The sequence below is a fragment of the Streptomyces sp. NPDC101152 genome (assembly GCF_044768275.1).
In the GTDB taxonomy this organism is placed as follows: Bacteria; Actinomycetota; Actinomycetes; order Streptomycetales; family Streptomycetaceae; genus Streptomyces.
In genome coordinates this window covers 1-16,226 of record NZ_JBIWPO010000016.1, presented here as the reverse complement: position 1 = coordinate 16,226, position 16,226 = coordinate 1, and the positions used below count along the sequence as shown (strand labels likewise).

The following is a 16,226-nucleotide window of genomic DNA, read 5'->3' as shown; positions in this document are numbered from 1 at the left end:
GGCCGGAGCCTGCGGGTTCCGGCCCTTCGTCGTCTCAGGCCACCGCGGTCGGCGCCAGTTCCCGCAGCTCCTCCAGGGCGGCCGCCACCGCAGGCCTCTGTCCCGCGCCGCGGCGGGTGCAGGTGAGGAGTTTGCGGTGCGGGTTGCCCGCGCAGCGGACGCGGGCGATCGGCAGGTGCGGGGTGTGGTGGGCCAGCCGGGGGACCAGGGCCACGCCGAGCCCGTTGGCGACCAGGTGGGCCGTGACGTTCCAGTCCACCGCGTGATGGACCACGTCCGGACTGAACCCGGCCTCGCCGCACGCGGACATCACATGCGCACGGCACGGACTGTCGGGCACCGGCGCGATCCATGCCTCGCGCGCCGCCTCGGCCAGGTCGACCGGCTCGCCCGGCTCGCGGCGGGCCAGCGGATGGCCCTGCGGTACGACGAGGTCGAACGGGTCGTCCAGCAGCGGCCGTTGGTCGAAGCGAGCGTCGCTCAGCGGCGGGCTGTGCGGGGTGGCCTCGACGATCGCCAGGTCGATCTCGCCCTCGAAGAGCAGGTCGAAGCTCTCCGGCACGCCCGTCTCCTGAACCCGCACGGACAGCCGCGGGTGACGCTCCCGCAGCCGGGCCGCCATCGGTGCGAGCAGCACCGACACGGCCACCGACAGGCCGCCCACCCGCAGCGGCCCCGCCGGATCGCGGTGGTCGGCCCGCAGATCGAGCTCCGCCTGCTCCCAGCGCGCCTCGATGGCGTCGGCGTGCGCCAGCAGGCTCTCGGCGGCCGGGGTGAGCCGTACCCCCCGCCCCTGCGGCTCGAGCAGGTCGACACCGAGGTCGCGGGCGAGCTGACGGATCTGCTGGGAGGCGGCGGACGGTGTGAAGTGCAGGGCCTGGGCGGCGGCGGTGACCGTGCCGTAGTGGCTGACCGCCCGCAGGACGTGGAGCCGGCGCAGATCAATCATGAAGCCCACGCTTCAAGGTGAGGTCCGGAAAGTCAACCTGGACGTGCACGATTCCCACGCTGCACCCTTGGTGTGTCGCGACGGTCGACCAGCCACCACGTCCGAGGAGTTCCCCGCCATGTCCAGCACCACCGGCACCGCCTGCCCGCACTGCGGCTGGCCCGACGGAGCCGAGCCCTTCCAGGTGGTGTCCCGGCACGCCACGGCGGCCGGGAGCACCCTGTGGACGCGTTGCGCCTGCGGCTCGCTGCAGGTCCGGATGACCGACGGCTGCGGCACCCGCGTCGTCTCCCGCAGCAGGCCCGCCTGAGCCGGCGCCCGGCGCGGCACCGCGCATCCGGCCCCTCTGGAAGGATGATCGAATGCGCACCCTCTACGAACGACTGCGAGACCTGATGCCCGAGTCGGGCGTACGGGCGAGGGCGACGGACGAGACCGGACGCGATCTGCAGTCGCTGGCCTCCGAGTTCCTGTGCCACCAGCACGTCGGCGAGATGCTGGAGTTGTACGACGTCAACTGCGTGTTCGACGTCGGGGCCAACACCGGGCAGTACGGCAGGGAACTGCGTGAGCTGGGCTACACCGGCCGGATCGTGTCGTTCGAGCCCGCCTCGGCCGCCTTCGAGGAGCTCTCGGAGGCGGCGGCCGGCGACCCGGAGTGGCGGGTGCACCGGCTCGCCCTGGGCCGTGAGGACACGGTCACCACCATCCACACCGGATGGGACACCATGAACTCGCTCCTGCCGCCCAGCGACTACGGCCGCGACCGCTACGAACGGTTCACCGAGACCCGCACCGAGAAGGTCCGGGTCCGCCGCCTCGACGGCGTCATCGACGAGGCACTGGCCGGCCTGGACGAGCCCCGCCCGTTCCTGAAGATGGACACCCAGGGCTACGACCTGGAGGTGTTCACCGGCGCCGGAGACCGGATCGGGGAGTTCGTGGGCCTGCTCTCCGAGGTCGCCCTGCTACGGCTGTACGAGGGCAGCCCCCGGATGAGCGAGTCCGTGGCCGCCTACGAGGCCGCCGGCTTCGAGATCACCGGCCTGTACTCGGTCTCGCGCGACCCCGCCACCGGCAGGGTCGTCGAGTTCGACTGCGTGATGATGCGCGCGAGGACACCTTGAGCGATAGCCCCGGATCTACTTGCCCGGCGGCTGGATGTAGTCCTCCAGGCGTGCGACGGCGAACCCCTGCTCCCGGATGCGCTTGAGCAGGTTGGCGAACATCTGCGTCATCGTGGTGCCCTTGAGTTCCGCGGGCCCGCGGAAGTGGGCGAGGATGATGTCGCCGGGCCGCAGCTTCTTGGCGGGATTCTGGTACTGCATCTGGCGGATCTGCATGGACTCCCGCCACCACACGATCGCGCGGGGCCCGCACTCCCCGACCGCGATCCTCGTGTTGGCGTTGTAGGCACCGTAGGGCGGGCGGAACAGGAACGGCGCGCTGCCGTACTCCTCGGTGAGGATCTTCTGGTCGCCGCACACCTCGGCCTTCTGGCGGGCCAGCGGGACGGCGCTCATCACGGGGTGGTGCAGGGTGTGGTTCTGGATGCGGTCACCCAGTGCCTGCAACTGCCGGAAGTACCCGTAGTCGGACTTGATGGCGTCGTTCATCAGGAACATCGTGATCGGGACCTTCAGGTCCCGCATCATCGTGATGAACCTGGGGTCCTTCTCCAGCCCGTCGTCGACGGTGATGAAGACGACCTTCTGGGAGGTCGGTATGTGGGTGAAGACCGGCACCGCTCCGGTGGCGGACAGCTTCACCGGCTTGTCGGCCGGGGGTTCGGGGGCGGTGGGCAGCGGCGTCAGGCCCCACTTGTGCCAGGCCGCGGCCTGGGCGGCACCAGGCGCGGGGGTGGTGGTTCCACCCGTCGCGGCGGACTGTGAGGCGCCAGCGGCATGACCGCTTCCGCTCCCGCCGCCGCAGCCGCCGACCGCCAGGGCCGCCGCGACGGCCCCCGCCACCCCGGCGTACCTGCACCGCTTCCCGTGCCGCTTCATCGCGCTGTTCCCCCATGGTCGAAACATGTGGCCTGGTCGAAAAACGTGTGGCCTGGTCGGTGGCCGTCGATCCGCTGAAAAGATAACCCGACCATGTGCAAGAAATGGTCATTGATCAGGTGTAATTCCGTTACGCCGGGCCCACCGCAGGCCGCCTGACCGACGCGGTCGGGCCGCCGTCCCGCCGAGATCGGGCTTCCATCCTCCATTCGTTTGCTAGATTGCGCAATCACGCAACCAACGTGCCTGACCGGGCCCGACCGTTCATGGGAGTGGGAGATGAGCGACCCCTGGCACGGACGGAGTTCTCAGGCCACGCGACGCCGCGCCTCCCGCGTACCCGAACCACGGACGCGGACAACCGGCGCGGAGCGTCCAACGACCGGCCGGGCAGCGGGGAAAGCGAGGCGGCCCGGGCGCGGCAGGCGGCTCCTGAAAGCCGTCGTCCTGTGCCTCGCTGTCCTCGTGCTGGGCACCGCCGGGGTCGGCTGGTGGTTCTACCAGCACCTCAACGGCAACATCAACAGCGTCTCACTGGACGGCAAGGGCGGCGCGGAGAAGGCCGACGCCTTCGGCCGGACGCCGATCAACATCCTGGTGATCGGCTCGGACGGCCGGACCAGCGCCGCGGACTGCAGGCTCGGCGGCGGCTGTTCGAAGACCGGGGTGCAGAGCGGCTACGGCAACGCGGACGTGGAGATGGTCGTCCACATATCGGCCGACCGCTCCAACGCCACCGTCATGAGCATCCCCCGCGACACCATGACGAACATCCCGGCCTGCAAGGACAGTTCCAGTGGCCAGGCCACCAACGGCTACTACGGGCAGATAAACAGCGCCCTCACGTACGGCCCCGCCTGCCAGGTCGCCACCATCCACCAGCTCACCGGCATCCCCATCGACCACTTCGTGAAGCTGGACTTCTCGGGTGTGGTCAAGATGTCGGACGCGGTCGGCGGCGTCTCGGTGTGCGTCAGCGACAACGTGTACGACACCTACTCGCACCTGAAGCTGTCCAAGGGCACCCACACCCTCAAGGGCGAGGGTGCGCTGGAGTTCGTCCGCTCCCGGCACGGCTTCGGTGACGGCAGCGACCTGGGCCGTACGGTCTCCCAGCACCTCTTCCTCAGCGCGATGATCCGCAAGTTCAAGAGCGCGGGCACCCTCACCGACCCCGTCGCCGTGTACGACCTCGCGGACGCGGCCACCAAGGCGCTCACCGTGGACGACGGCCTCGGCAGCGTCGGCAGACTGGTCGCGCTCGCGGCCGACGTGAACAAGGTCCCCACGAAGCGGATGACGTTCACGACCATGCAGACCGCCCCCGACCCCACCAACCGCGACCGTGTCGTGGTGGGCGCCGGCGCCAGGTCGTTGTTCGCCACGATCGCCAACGACCAGTCGCTGACCACCGGTTCGGGTGAGAAGACGCCGGCGGCGTCCGCCACCGCGAAGGCCACGGCGAGCGCGTCCCCCGTCTCCAGGTCCGCGATCGACGTCACGGTCGAGAACGGCGCCGGCATCAAGGGCCGCGCCCTGGCCGTCGCGACCGCCCTGACCGGGGGCGGTTTCGGTCCCGGCACGAAGACCGCCAACGCGCCGTACCCGGCGACGTCCACGACGCTGACCTACGGTCCCGGACGGAAGGCGGAGGCCCACACGGTCGCCGACGCCCTCAATCTGCCGGGCTCCGCGCTGAAGCAGGGCTCGACCGCCGGCCTGGTCCTGGTGATCGGCAGCGACTGGTCCAGTGGTACGACGTATCCCGACACCGCCGCCACCGCGAAGACCGCGACCGCCAACGCGCGCGCCTCCACCGCCGACGACTCCCGGACCTGCGCCAAGGTCAGCCCGTACAGGACGGTCTCCCTCAACGGGGTCGCGATGACCCCGGCCCAGGCGTACGCGGCGGCACGCAACGAGCCCGACTCCGACGCGTGAGAGGGACACCCGCCGTTCGGCGGGCAGGTTCCGCCGTACGGCGGCGGTCCGGACGGCGGCCGGTGCCCGGATCATGTCGGCACGAGCCGCCGCACCCCCGTGTGAGGAGACAGCCATGACCCTCGTTCCCCCGCCGTTCGACCCGGAACTCTCCGGAGCACTGGAGCTGATCAAGGACATGATCTCGCCCGGTCTCACCCTGGACGAGATCGACGTGGTCCGCCAGGGTCCGGGCATCGAGCTGCTGGCTCAGCTCGACCTGACGGCGGGCGGCTTCTTCGAGGTCGAGGACCGTGCCGTGCCGGGGCCGGAGAACGCGCCCGACATCTCGCTGCTCATCTGCCGTCCGGCCGCCCCGGCGAGCGCCGGACCGCGTCCCGTCTTCTACCACGTGCACGGCGGCGGCATGATCATCGGCAACAACCGCGTCGGGGTGGACGTGCCGTTGGCGTGGGCGAAGGAGCTGGACGCGGTGGTGGTGTCCGTGGAGTACCGGCTCGCACCGGAGCATCCGCACCCGGCGCCGATCGAGGACGTGTACGCCGGGCTGGTGTGGACGGCCGAGCACGCCGAGGAACTGGGCGGCGATCCCGAGCGGATCGTGATCGCGGGGGCGAGCGCGGGCGGCGGGCTGAGCGCGGCGCTGGCCCTGCTCACCCGGGACCGCGAGGGGCCCCGGCCCCTCGGGCAGGTGCTGATGTGCCCGATGCTGGACGACCGCAACGACTCGCCGTCCACGCACCAGATGGCCGGCCTGGGCGTGTGGGACCGCACGGCCAACGAGACCGGCTGGACGGCGCTGCTCGGCGCCGCGCGCGGCGGCCCGGACGTCTCCCCGTACGCCGCGCCGGCCCGCGCCGAGGATCTCACCGGCCTCCCGCCGGCCTTCCTGGACGTCGGCTCGGCGGAGACCTTCCGGGACGAGGTCGTCGCCTACGCCTCCCGCATCTGGCAGGCCGGCGGAATCGCCGAACTGCACGTCTGGCCCGGCGGCTTCCACGGCTTCGACGGCTTCGCCCCCCAGGCGGCCCTGTCCCAGGCGTCCCGAGCAGCACACCTGAACTGGCTGCGCCGACTGATCGGGTGACGGCACGGCCGCGCGGTGGCCGCGGCCGATGAGCCCACCGCGCGCCGGCCACCGGCGGGCCAGTGACCGCCGCGACCTCCCACCAAGCAGCCGGATCGCCCGCGCCGACGCACCGGACACAGTCCGACACCCCAGCGCCCGCTCATCCGGTGATCGCACGCGGGCGCGAGAGCCACCGGCGCCAATGCGCCACCAGGCGACGCCCACCAGCTGAGCCGTGACCTGTGCGAGCCCCCTCCCCCGCAGCCGGACGCGGCACGTCACCGGTTGCGGGGGAGGTGGTTCGCGTGGGGTCCCTCTCGGCGGGTGGATGGCGCACCATGTGCGTATGAAAGAGCTGGCTGGACGGTTGACCGCGCTGGATCCGGACGCCGGGGCCGCGGTGCAGGTCATTTCCTACTTCGACCGGCTGGCCGAGACCAAGGCCGGTCTGGAGGCTCTGGTGCGCGGGGCCGCGGTGCTGGCCGGGTGTCCGGCGCGGCTGGTCGACGCGGGACGGCACGTGCGGGTCCGGGTCGAGCCCGACGGGGTCCGCAAGGACAGCGAGGCCCCGCCGGAGGCGGACTGGCCGTGCGCCGCGCTGGAGCCCGGCGGGGCCCCGGCCCTGTGGCTGGAACGGGCCGGCAGCGCGCCGAGCGTGGTGGACGCGGTGATCCTGGAGCGGGCCGCAGGCGCCCTCCGGTTGGTCCTGGACCGTACCCGGGGCCGCGCCCCCGCCTCCCCCGCCGACGACCCCGCGCTGGTCGAGACGCTGCTGGACGCCACGGTGCCCGAGCCGGACCGGCTGCACGCGGCACGGCGCCTCGGCGTCGCCCCCGCCGACCCGGCCGTACGACTGCGCGCCCTCGCCCCGGGCGACGGCCGGCCCCGCGTCCTGGTGGCCCGGGCGGGCGGTCGGCCCTCCGACACCGAACTGCCCGTCGGCCGCCTGGGCATCGGCCCCGCCGTGCCCGTGCTCGACCTGCCGGGCTCCTGGGCGGCCGCCCGCACGGCGTTGCGGTTCACGGCCGACGGCACCGCGCAGGACCCCGGACCGCGCGTGGTGTGCGCCGACGAACTGGGCGGCATCGCGCTGCTCGCGGATCTGGTCGTGCCGGGCGCCGAACCGCCGGCCGACGTGCGCGCCCTGGAGGCCGCGGCGGCCGCGGTGCCCGGGCTGTTGGCCACCCTCAACGCCGTGGCCGCCACGGCGAGTCAGCGGGCGGCCGCCGCCGAGATCAACGTGCACCACTCCACCCTCCAGGACCGCCTGACCCAGGCCGAGCACCTGCTGGGCTGGCCGTTGCGCACGCCGCAGGGCCGACTGCGACTGCAACTTGCCCTGACCATGCGGCACTTGGCCCGGTCCTAGTGCCGCGGCAGGCAACGTTTGCCCGGTAAGGAGCGGGGTCCGGGGCGTCCTCTCGGCGTGCCGGACGGAAGACGCCGTTGATGGACCGGACGTACTTGGGGTTTCGGCCGGTGCGGCGAGAGGGCGTGCCGGGCGCCGTGGGTGCTGTGCGGGGCTTTCAAAACACCCCCTAGCGGTCGCGGGCCCCCTGCCGGCGGAGGGCGAAGGAGGCCCGGCCCTCCCAGCGCTCGCCGTTGAAGACCACGAGGTCCACCGTCGACACGCGGGCCGCGATGGGCAGGCCCGCGCCGAGATCGGTCTCCGCCTCGACGAGAAGGGTCTCGTCCTGAGTCTGGGCGACGGTCAGGTGGGGGACCGGCTCGTACTTGCCGCCGTACGGCTGTGCCTCGGGCCACCGCTCGACGACCGCCTTGGTGAGCCGACGGAAGGGGGTGTCGGGATCGGGGGCGAGGTAGAGGACGCCGGGAAACCGTCCGCAGGTCGCGAACCGTACGTCGAATGGCCGCTGCCCGCCGATCAGCTCGTCGAGCGCGGCACAGACGCCGTCGTCGATGTGGTCGGCGTGCAGGAACGGGAAGAGCACGGTGACATGGGCCGGGACGCCCGCCCGGGCCGCGGGGTCGAGGCGCCGGCGCCAGGTCCCCACCGCGGGTTCGGCTTCGGGCACACGTACCACGAGCGCCGACTGTGCTGTCTGGAAACCACTGGGATCGTCCGCCACGGCACGTGTATAGCAGGCGGGAGGGATGCGGGGTGCGGGGCCTCGACCGACCGCCGGACGTCGCCTGTTCATCAGGGCGAGCGCGGCGCAAGGATGCCGTTCGCGCCGGTGACGACCACACCTCCTCGACATCCGCGTCGTTGACGGCGCACACGCAGACCAGGTCGCTGGCCGCGGCCAGGTCGGCCGGACCTGCTTGGGCGGCCGCGGTGCCGGCGAACGGCACGAGGGCGGCGGGGCGGAGGACCATGAGGGCGCCCTGGCCGCCCAGGCCGATGAATCCGCCACGCGTCAACTGGCCTCCTGCTCAAGGGATTCGGGACTCGGCGTCGCCGCCGGTGCCGGCTGCGGGCGCCAGAAGGTGGCGAGGAGGCCGGCGGTCGCCACGACGGCCACGCCGAGCGCGACGCCGAAGCCCGCCCATCCGGTCAGCTGGATGCCGGCGGCCTCGTCGAGCGAGGTGTCGCCCGGGCCCAGCACGGCCAGCGCCAGGGAGACGACGGCGAGGGTGAGGACGTACTCGTAGCCCTCCTTGAACACGAAGAACCCGTTCGGGCGGTGCGCGAGCAGGCCCGCGACCAGCATCACCGAGATGACGGCCGCGCAGGCCAGCGGGGTGAGCAGACCGGCCAGCAGGAGGACGCCCGCGCCGATCTCCGTGACCACGCTCATCCAGGCCTGCAGCACGCCGTGGCGCAGGCCGAGGCCGGTGAACCAGCGGGCGGTGCCGGCGATGCGGCCGCCCCCGCGCCAGTGGTTGAGGCCATGCGCGATCATGACGACGCCCAGGACCAGGCGCAACAGCAGTGCGACCACATCGGCTTGGTTCATCCCGCTCTCCCTTGTCGTGGGGGCGCGGCGATGTCGGCCTCTTGGGTCACCGCGCACCTCGGCGAACGACAGCACCTTCAGGTGATAGGCCCGGGCCGAATACCCGAGGCTCAGATTGTGCCCGCTGGAGGGCTGTTCGTTAATGAGCGTGCGCGGCCAACTCCGGGAAGTCGTGCCGCCGTTCGCGGGCGGGTACAGGTGGCCCACCCCTGGAGCGGAGCCCGCAGCCGGGAGCGGACCAGGTCCACCCGCCGTGCGGGATCGGTGAGTCGGTCCAGTTCGGCCACGTCGACGTCGGTGGGGCGCAGGGAGCGGATCCTGACGCTGAAGGCGGCGGGCGCGGTGACGTGATGCGTCAGCGGGCCCATTTCGGGGTCCAGCTGTCCGCGTCCCGCCGGGCGGTGCCGAGGTGGGCGCGCAGTGCGGCCAGTGTCGGGTGCGGGTTGTCGGCGCGCCAGATCAGCGAGTGCGGGTAGACGGGCGTGGGGTCGCGCAGCGGGATGCGGCGCAGGTCGTGGCCGGCCGGCCAGACCATACGGGTCTGGACCCCGACGAAGGTCGCCAGGTGCGGGGAGTCGGCGATCGTGTCGAGGAGCGGTTCGGTGCCGAAGTCCGGTCCGGTGACCTCGATGGTGAAGCCGAAGGCTGCGGCGAGGTCGTCGTAGAAGGCGGCCCACTCGGTGCCGGCGACGTTGCCGGGCATCCAGATGCGGTGCCCGGCCAGTTGGGCCGGGGTGACGGCGCGGGCGGCGGCGAGCGCGTGCCCGGGACCGGTGAGGAGCTGGAGGGGCTCGTCGTGCACGCGGGCCGCCTCGACGCCCTCGGGCAGGTGCCGGGCGGGGAGGGTGAGGGCGCGGAAGGACGCGTCGATGGTGCCGGAGCGGACCGCGGCGATCGCCGCTTCGGCGTCGAAGAGGGTCACGACGTCGAGGGCGGAGTCGGGGTGCGTGCGGTGGAAGTCGCGTACCAGGTCGGCCGGTGCGAGCCGGCGGCCGATGACGTCGACGCGCAGGGCACGGCGGCCGGGGCTGACGGAGGCGGCCGCCTGTTCCTCGGCCCGCAGCAGCTCGCGGGCGTGCGGCAGGAAGACCTGCCCGTCGATGGTGAGCCGCGCTCCGCGTGCCGTGCGGGTGAACAGGCGCGCGCCGAGGTCCCGCTCCAGCGCGGCGACGCGCTTGGAGACCGCCTGCTGGGTGACGGAGAGGGTGAGGGCCGCTTCCCGGAACCGTCCGGCGTCCGCGACGGCCACGAAGGTGCGTACTGCGTCGAGATCCACGGCCCCCTTTCTACAGCGTCCGGTGATGCTGTAGCGAACGCTCGCCCACAACGCCCGGTTGTCTCTGGTCGAGCGTGTCGGTTGTTTGCCCCCACGGCCCGTGAGCGGCTTTGATGTCGCCGGTCGGTGTTCGGGCGGGACGGGGAGGCGTGCATGCGGGGCGGGCGATCGCTGGGGCGGCGGTTCGGCTGGCTGTGGGGGGCGTACGCCGTCAGCGCGCTCGGAACGTGGCTCGCCTATGACGCGTTCTCGCTGATCGCGGTCATGGTGCTGCACGCCGGGGCCACTGAGGTGGCGGTGCTGTCGGCCGCCGGGCTCGCGGTGGGGGCGGCCGTGGCGACGCCGCTTGGGCCGTGGATGGAGTTCCGGCACAAGCGGCCCGTGATGATGACCATGGACCTGGTCCGCTGTGGGGTGCTGCTGAGCGTTCCGGCGGCTTACGCGCTCGACGCCCTCACCTTCGTACAACTCCTGGTTGTGTCGATCGTCGTCGGCGCCGCGGACATCAGCTTCACGGCGGCCAGTGGGGCCTTCCTGAAGTCGCTGCTGCCGCCGGAGGACCTGCTGGCCGCCAACGCGCGGTTCGAGGCGACGCAGTGGACCGCGACGATCCTGGGGCCGCCGCTCGGCGGGGCCGCCATGGGGTTGTTCGGGCCGGTGACCACCACCCTGGTCAACGCGGTCAGCTTCCTGCTGTCGGCCGTCGGGGTCCGTGCGATCGGCGGGACGGAGACGCATCCCGTGCGGACGGACCCTGCGCGGGCCGGCGGTCTCCTCGAGGGCTGGCGGTACGTCGTGGCCCATCCGGTGCTGCGGCCACTGTTCCTCAACACCGTGCTCTACAACGCGATGATCATGGTGTCGCTACCGCTGCTCGCCGTGCTGATGGTCGGCGATCTCGGGTTCACGGCCTGGCAGTACGGTCTGGCCTTCTCCGTGCCCAGCATCGGCGGCCTCATCGGCTCACGGCTGGCCCGCGTCCTGGTGCCCCGCTTCGGAGAGCGGCGGGTGCTGCTCACGTCGGGGTGGCTGCGCGCGTGCTGGCCCATCGGCCTGGCCTTCGTCGGGCCCGGCACGGCGGGGCTGGTGCTCGTCATGGCCGTGGAGCTGGGGGTGATCACGTCCTGCGCCGTCTTCAACCCGGTGTACGCCACCCTGCGACTGCGGCGGACGGCGGCGGACCGGGCGGCCCGCGTGCTCTCCGCATGGTCGGTCACCGGCAAGGCGACGACCGCCGGGCTGACCGCCCTGTGGGGTGTGCTGGCCGGGGTGACCGACACCCGCACGGCCATCGCGATCGCAGGCGTCCTCGCCCTCGCCACACCGCTGCTGCTCCCCCGCAGCATCGAGCCCGCCCCGCAGATGGCGCCGCTGCCCGCCGATGGAGCACTCTGACTCGGAAACGTCATTCTCGCTGAACAAGAAGGCGACTTCCGACTGCTCGACCTGAACGCGGAGGCGGCCTGGTCGGTCTCACTGCACGCTTCGGCCGCTCTTGGGGCGTACAAAGGCGTTCCCCTGGCGCGGATGTCTGCTTCGCCACATCCGGAGGGTGCGGAAAGCCACATGTCAGGTCGCGTCACTCAGCGTTGACAGCGCTCAGGATTTGGCCGTACAAATCTGCTCATGACCGTAGCGCGAGCGCTGGCCCGGTGGGCCCACGAGCTCCGCCCGGCGCCGGACGACCTGGCGCTGGCGGAGCGGGCTCTCGCGGACACCGTCGCGGTGGCGCTGGCCGCCCGGTCGCATCCGCTGCGGCCGATCACCGCGTCCCTGCCCGACGCGGCCCGCTGGGCGGCGATGGCCCACGTCCTGGACTTCGACGACCTGCACACCGACACCACCACGCACATCTCCGTGGTCACCGTCCCGGCCGTGCTCGCCGCGGGTGGCGACGCCCGCGCCTATCTGGCGGGCGCAGGGGTCATGGCCCGGCTCGGCGCCATGCTGGGCTGGGAGCACTACGCGGCCGGCTGGCACGCGACCTGCACGGCCGGTGCCCCGGCCGCCGCCGTCGCGGCCGGGATCGCCCTGGGCCTGGACGTGGACGGGCTCGCCACCGCGATGGCGCTCGCCGTGCCCGCCGCCGGTGGGGTACAGGAGGCCTTCGGGACGCACGGCAAGTCGTTGCAGGTCGGCTTCGCGGCCGAGGCGGGCGTACGGGCGGCACGGCTGGCTCGGGCGGGGGCCACCGCCGACCCGCGCGCCCTGGACGCCTGGCTCGGACAGGTCGGCGGCACGCCGGCCGTCGGCTTCCCCGCTGCCCCCGCCGTCCCCGGCGGTCTCGCGGTCAAGCTGTTCCCCTGCTGCTACGCGATGCAGCGGCCCATCGCCGCGCTGCGCGAGCTACGCGGCCGGATCCGCGGTGAGATCACGGGGGTCACGGTCACCACGCCGGCGGGGACCGTTCAGCCGCTCATCCACGACCGTCCGGCGACCGGCCTGGAAGGCAAGTTCTCGCTGCCGTACGCGGTGGCGACCGTACTGCTGGACGACTGGCCCGGATTCGACAGCTTCACGGACGCGGCCGTGGGGCGGCCCGCGGCACAGAAACTCCTCGGCCTCGTACGGGTCGAGGTGCTGCCCGGGGAGACGAGCAGCCTGCTGGACGGCTGTGTGGCCCTGCGCGTCGCTCTCGCCGACGGTCAGGAGCTGTCCACCGAACTGGCACTGCCGCCCGGCTCACCGCCACGACCGTTGTCGGACGCCGACCTGCGCGCGAAGGCCACTCTCTGCGGTCCGGACGTACCGGGGCTGCTGGACGGGCTGACCTGGGCCGGCGCACGGGCGGTACTGCGTGAGCACTTCCCTCACGAGGAGGCATGACCGTGCCCCGACTCCCCCTCTCCGGCATCACCGTGGTCAGTGTCGAGCAGGCGGTCGCCGCACCCTACGCGACCCGGCAACTCGCCGATCTCGGCGCCCGCGTCATCAAGGTGGAACGGCCGGGAGAGGGCGACTTCGCGCGCCGCTACGACACGACCGTGCACGGGCACTCCAGCTATTTCGTCTGGCTCAACCGCTCCAAGGAATCCGTCACGCTGGACCTGAAGGACCCACGAGGCCTGGAGATCCTGCACCAACTCCTCGACGGCGCCGACGTGTTCGTGCAGAACCTCGCGCCGGGCGCGGCCGGCCGGCTGGGACTCGGTACGGCGGCGCTCACCGAGCGCTACCCGCGGCTGGTGCCGTGCACGATCTCCGGGTACGGCACGAGCGGGCCGTGGACCGACCGCAAGTCGTACGACCTGCTGGTGCAGTGCCAGACCGGCCTGGTCTCCCTGACCGGAACGCCCGAGGAGACGGCGCGGGTCGGGATCTCGGTCGCCGACATCGCCGCCGGGATGTACGCCTACAGCGGGGTCCTGACCGCCCTGTACACGCGGGCCACGACCGGCCGGACGCATCCCGTCGAGGTGTCGTTGTTCGAGGCGCTGGCGGAGTGGATGGGCCAGCCCGCCTACTACACACGCTACGGCGGAACCCAGCCCGCCCGCCTCGGCACCCAGCACGCGACCATCGCCCCCTACGGCGCCTTCCCGACCGCCGACGGCGGACAGGTGCTGTTCTCCATCCAGAACGAGCGCGAATGGGCCGTGCTGTGCGCGGAGTTCCTGGGGCGGCCCGAGCTGACCGACGACCCGCGTTTCGCCACCGGTTCCCGGCGCGTGGCCCACCGCGCGGAGCTGAACGCGATCGTCGCCGCGCGCATCGTCCGCTGCGACGCCGAGGAGAACCTCGAGGAACTCGAGCGGATCGGCATCGCCTGCGCCGGGGTCAACGACGTCGCCGCGTTCCTCGACCACCCCGTGCTGGCCGCCCGGGGGCGCTGGCAGGAGGTGGCGGTGCCCGGTGCGACGGTCCAGGCGCTGCTCCCGCCCGCCGACCTCGCGGGGGTGCCCGCGCGCATGGACCCCGTACCGGACGTGGGTGAGCACACCGACGCGATCCTCACCGAACTCGGCCGTACCCGCGACGACATCGCCGCCCTGCGCGCCGACGCCGTCATCTGACGACCTGTGGAGAGCACCCCATGAGCGTCCTGGACCTTCTGCCCGACGACGAGCGGCTCGTCGTGCGGACCGTGCGCGAATTCGCCGACAAGGACGTCAAGCCCGTCGTCAAGGAGCTCGAGCACTCCGACACCTACCCCGAGCACCTCATCCAGCGGATGAAGGAACTGGGCGTGTACGGCCTGGCGATCCCCGAGGAGTACGGCGGCAACCCCGTCTCCACGTCCTGCTTCGTGCTGGTCACCGAGGAACTCGCGCGCGGCTGGATGAGCCTGGCCGGGGCGGTGGGCGGCCACACGGTCGTGGCGAAGCTGCTCCTGCTGTACGGCACCGAGGAGCAGAAGCGGCGCCATCTGCCACGGCTGGCCACCGGGGAGGTCCGCGCGACGATGGCGCTGACCGAACCGGGCGGAGGTTCCGACCTGCAGGCGATGACGACCGTCGCACGCCGTGAGGGCGGCGAGTACGTCGTCGACGGGGCGAAGACCTGGATCACCAACTCCCGCCGCGCCGGCCTGATCGCGCTGCTGTGCAAGACCGACCCGGCCGCCGAGCCACGCCACCGGGGCATCTCTGTCCTCCTCGCCGAGCACGGGCCCGGCCTGGTCGTCTCCCGGGACCTGCCCAAGCTCGGCTACAAGGGCGTGGAGAGCTGCGAGTTGTCCTTCGAGGGCTACCGGGTGCCGGTCGAGGCGCTGCTGGGCGGCCAGGAGGGCCGGGGCTTCGGCCAGATGATGAAGGGGCTGGAGACCGGCCGGCTCCAGGTCGCCGCCCGAGCGCTGGGCGTGGGCCGGGCGGCACTGGAGGACTCGCTGCGATACGCCCAGCAGCGGGAGAGCTTCGGCAGGCCGATCTGGCGGCACCAGTCGATCGGCAACTACCTGGCCGACATGGCGACCAAGCTCACCGCGGCCCGCCACCTCGTGCTGCACGCCGCCCGGGAGGCCGACGCCGGACGGCGGGTGGACATGGAGGCGGGCATGGCCAAGCTGTTCGCGTCCGAGACGGCCATGGAGATCGCACTCAACGCGGTGCGGATCCACGGCGGTTACGGCTACTCGACCGAGTTCGACGTCGAACGCTACTTCCGGGACGCGCCGTTGATGATCGTCGGCGAGGGCACGAACGAGATTCAACGGAACGTGATCGCGGCGCAGTTGGTGGCGAGGGGCGGTCTCGATGGCTGAACAGCCCCAGCGGGAGAGCACCTACCTGCGGCTCGCGCGCGAACTGCGGGCGGCGATCCTGCGGCACGACTACCCGGACGGTGTACGGCTTCCCACGGAGGCCGAGCTGGCCGAGACCTACGGCGTGAGCCGGCAGACGGTGCGCCGGGCGTTCCAGGATCTCGTCGCCGAGGGGCTCGTCTACCGGGTGCCGGGGCGCGGGACGTTCGCCACCCCCCGCGAGGAACAGTATCTGCGGCAGTTCGGCTCCGTGGACGATCTGATGGGGTTGTCCATCGACACCCGCATGGACGTCGTCACGCCGCTGCACCGGCGGGTCGACGTCGACGCGGCGGGCCGGCTCGGTCTGCACACCGACGGCGTGCACAAGCTGTCCTTCCTGCGACGGCACGACGACGTGGCGTTCTGCCACACCTCGGTGTGGCTGCCACCCGCCATCGGCCGACTGCTGGACGACGTCGAGGAGTTGACGCTGCCCGGCACACCCAACGCCTTCACCGTCATCGGGCTGCTCGACCAACGGCTGCCCGAACCGATCGCGGAGGCCGAGCAGAGCATCACGGTCGCCGAGGCCACGGCGGAGATCGCCGAACACCTGGGCTGCGAACCGGGCCGGGCTCTGCTGCGCATCGACCGCGTGTACCAGACGGTCACCGGTCAGCTCGTCGAGCTGGCCATCAGTCACTTCCTGCCCGAGCACTACTCGTACCGCGTACGGCTGCGTCGCAGCGGCCAATGACGCGCACAACCCGTTGAGGAGAAGGAACCTTGAGCTTGAGGATCGTTGTCACTGTGAAGTACGTGCCCGACGCCACCGGCGACCGGCACTTCGCCGATGACCTGACCGTCGACCGGGACGACGTG

General features: G+C 72.2%; 15 protein-coding genes and 1 pseudogene. 11 read left to right on the top strand and 5 right to left on the bottom strand.

Translation table 11 applies throughout. From position 1 onward, the window contains the following. Nucleotides 1–34 precede the first annotated feature (34 nt). Nucleotides 35–949: a LysR family transcriptional regulator gene (locus tag ACIRVK_RS21745; protein ID WP_404249405.1), complete on the bottom strand. Its 915-nt coding sequence runs from the start codon at nt 947–949 to the stop codon at nt 35–37. A gap of 118 nt (nt 950–1,067) precedes the next feature. Between ACIRVK_RS21745 and ACIRVK_RS21740 the strand changes: the two genes are divergently transcribed. Together ACIRVK_RS21740 and ACIRVK_RS21735 are read left to right on the top strand one after the other, a co-directional pair. Beyond that, a complete protein-coding gene (locus tag ACIRVK_RS21740; protein WP_404249403.1) occupies nt 1,068–1,259 on the top strand; it encodes a hypothetical protein in 192 nt (63 codons plus the stop codon). A gap of 52 nt (nt 1,260–1,311) precedes the next feature. Further along, nucleotides 1,312–2,076 carry an FkbM family methyltransferase gene (locus ACIRVK_RS21735; protein WP_404249401.1) on the top strand — a complete coding sequence of 255 codons (765 nt, stop codon included), beginning with the start codon at nt 1,312–1,314 and terminating at the stop codon, nt 2,074–2,076. A gap of 15 nt (nt 2,077–2,091) precedes the next feature. Here ACIRVK_RS21735 and ACIRVK_RS21730 read toward each other — a convergent pair whose 3' ends face one another. Continuing rightward, the gene (locus ACIRVK_RS21730) at nt 2,092–2,955 is read right to left on the bottom strand and encodes a polysaccharide deacetylase family protein (protein ID WP_404249399.1); all 864 of its coding nucleotides are present in this window, start codon (nt 2,953–2,955) and stop codon (nt 2,092–2,094) included. A 279-nt stretch (nt 2,956–3,234) separates the two neighbouring features. Here ACIRVK_RS21730 and ACIRVK_RS21725 point away from each other — a divergent pair, with 279 nt between their 5' ends. The 3 genes from ACIRVK_RS21725 to ACIRVK_RS21715 all read left to right on the top strand — a co-directional run bounded on the left by ACIRVK_RS21725 (nt 3,235) and on the right by ACIRVK_RS21715 (nt 7,334). Then, the gene (locus ACIRVK_RS21725; RefSeq protein ID WP_404249397.1) at nt 3,235–4,896 is read left to right on the top strand and encodes an LCP family protein; all 1,662 of its coding nucleotides are present in this window, start codon (nt 3,235–3,237) and stop codon (nt 4,894–4,896) included. 115 nt (nt 4,897–5,011) lie between these two features. After that, the gene (locus tag ACIRVK_RS21720; protein ID WP_404249395.1) at nt 5,012–5,983 is read left to right on the top strand and encodes an alpha/beta hydrolase; all 972 of its coding nucleotides are present in this window, start codon (nt 5,012–5,014) and stop codon (nt 5,981–5,983) included. Nucleotides 5,984–6,311: 328 nt separating this feature from the next. Continuing rightward, on the top strand, nt 6,312–7,334 hold the full coding sequence (locus tag ACIRVK_RS21715) for a helix-turn-helix domain-containing protein (RefSeq protein WP_404249393.1): 1,023 nt from the start codon (nt 6,312–6,314) through the stop codon (nt 7,332–7,334). Nucleotides 7,335–7,503: 169 nt separating this feature from the next. Here ACIRVK_RS21715 and ACIRVK_RS21710 read toward each other — a convergent pair whose 3' ends face one another. From ACIRVK_RS21710 to ACIRVK_RS21700, 3 genes are all read right to left on the bottom strand, one after another. Next, nucleotides 7,504–8,055 carry a 2'-5' RNA ligase family protein gene (locus ACIRVK_RS21710; RefSeq protein ID WP_404249391.1) on the bottom strand — a complete coding sequence of 184 codons (552 nt, stop codon included), beginning with the start codon at nt 8,053–8,055 and terminating at the stop codon, nt 7,504–7,506. A gap of 291 nt (nt 8,056–8,346) precedes the next feature. Continuing rightward, entirely contained in the window at nt 8,347–8,886 is a 540-nt protein-coding gene (locus ACIRVK_RS21705; RefSeq protein WP_404249389.1) for a DoxX family protein, read from the bottom strand. A gap of 355 nt (nt 8,887–9,241) precedes the next feature. Continuing rightward, nucleotides 9,242–10,162, bottom strand: coding sequence for a LysR family transcriptional regulator (locus ACIRVK_RS21700; RefSeq protein ID WP_404249387.1), 921 nt, complete (start codon nt 10,160–10,162; stop codon nt 9,242–9,244). Nucleotides 10,163–10,315: 153 nt separating this feature from the next. Between ACIRVK_RS21700 and ACIRVK_RS21695 the strand changes: the two genes are divergently transcribed. The 6 genes and pseudogenes from ACIRVK_RS21695 to ACIRVK_RS21670 form a co-directional block, all read left to right on the top strand. Next, nucleotides 10,316–11,557: an MFS transporter gene (locus ACIRVK_RS21695; protein ID WP_404249385.1), complete on the top strand. Its 1,242-nt coding sequence runs from the start codon at nt 10,316–10,318 to the stop codon at nt 11,555–11,557. A gap of 231 nt (nt 11,558–11,788) precedes the next feature. Beyond that, a complete protein-coding gene (locus tag ACIRVK_RS21690) occupies nt 11,789–12,988 on the top strand; it encodes an MmgE/PrpD family protein (protein WP_404249383.1) in 1,200 nt (399 codons plus the stop codon). Next, entirely contained in the window at nt 12,985–14,175 is a 1,191-nt protein-coding gene (locus ACIRVK_RS21685) for a CaiB/BaiF CoA transferase family protein (RefSeq protein WP_404249381.1), read from the top strand. Before ACIRVK_RS21690 ends, ACIRVK_RS21685 begins: the two co-directional genes overlap by 4 nt. Nucleotides 14,176–14,195: 20 nt before the next feature. Then, a complete protein-coding gene (locus ACIRVK_RS21680; RefSeq protein WP_404249379.1) occupies nt 14,196–15,362 on the top strand; it encodes an acyl-CoA dehydrogenase family protein in 1,167 nt (388 codons plus the stop codon). Then, nucleotides 15,355–16,101: a GntR family transcriptional regulator gene (locus ACIRVK_RS21675; protein ID WP_404249377.1), complete on the top strand. Its 747-nt coding sequence runs from the start codon at nt 15,355–15,357 to the stop codon at nt 16,099–16,101. Before ACIRVK_RS21680 ends, ACIRVK_RS21675 begins: the two co-directional genes overlap by 8 nt. 29 nt (nt 16,102–16,130) lie before the next feature. Beyond that, nucleotides 16,131–16,226, top strand: a pseudogene (locus ACIRVK_RS21670) (electron transfer flavoprotein subunit beta); the annotation flags it as partial.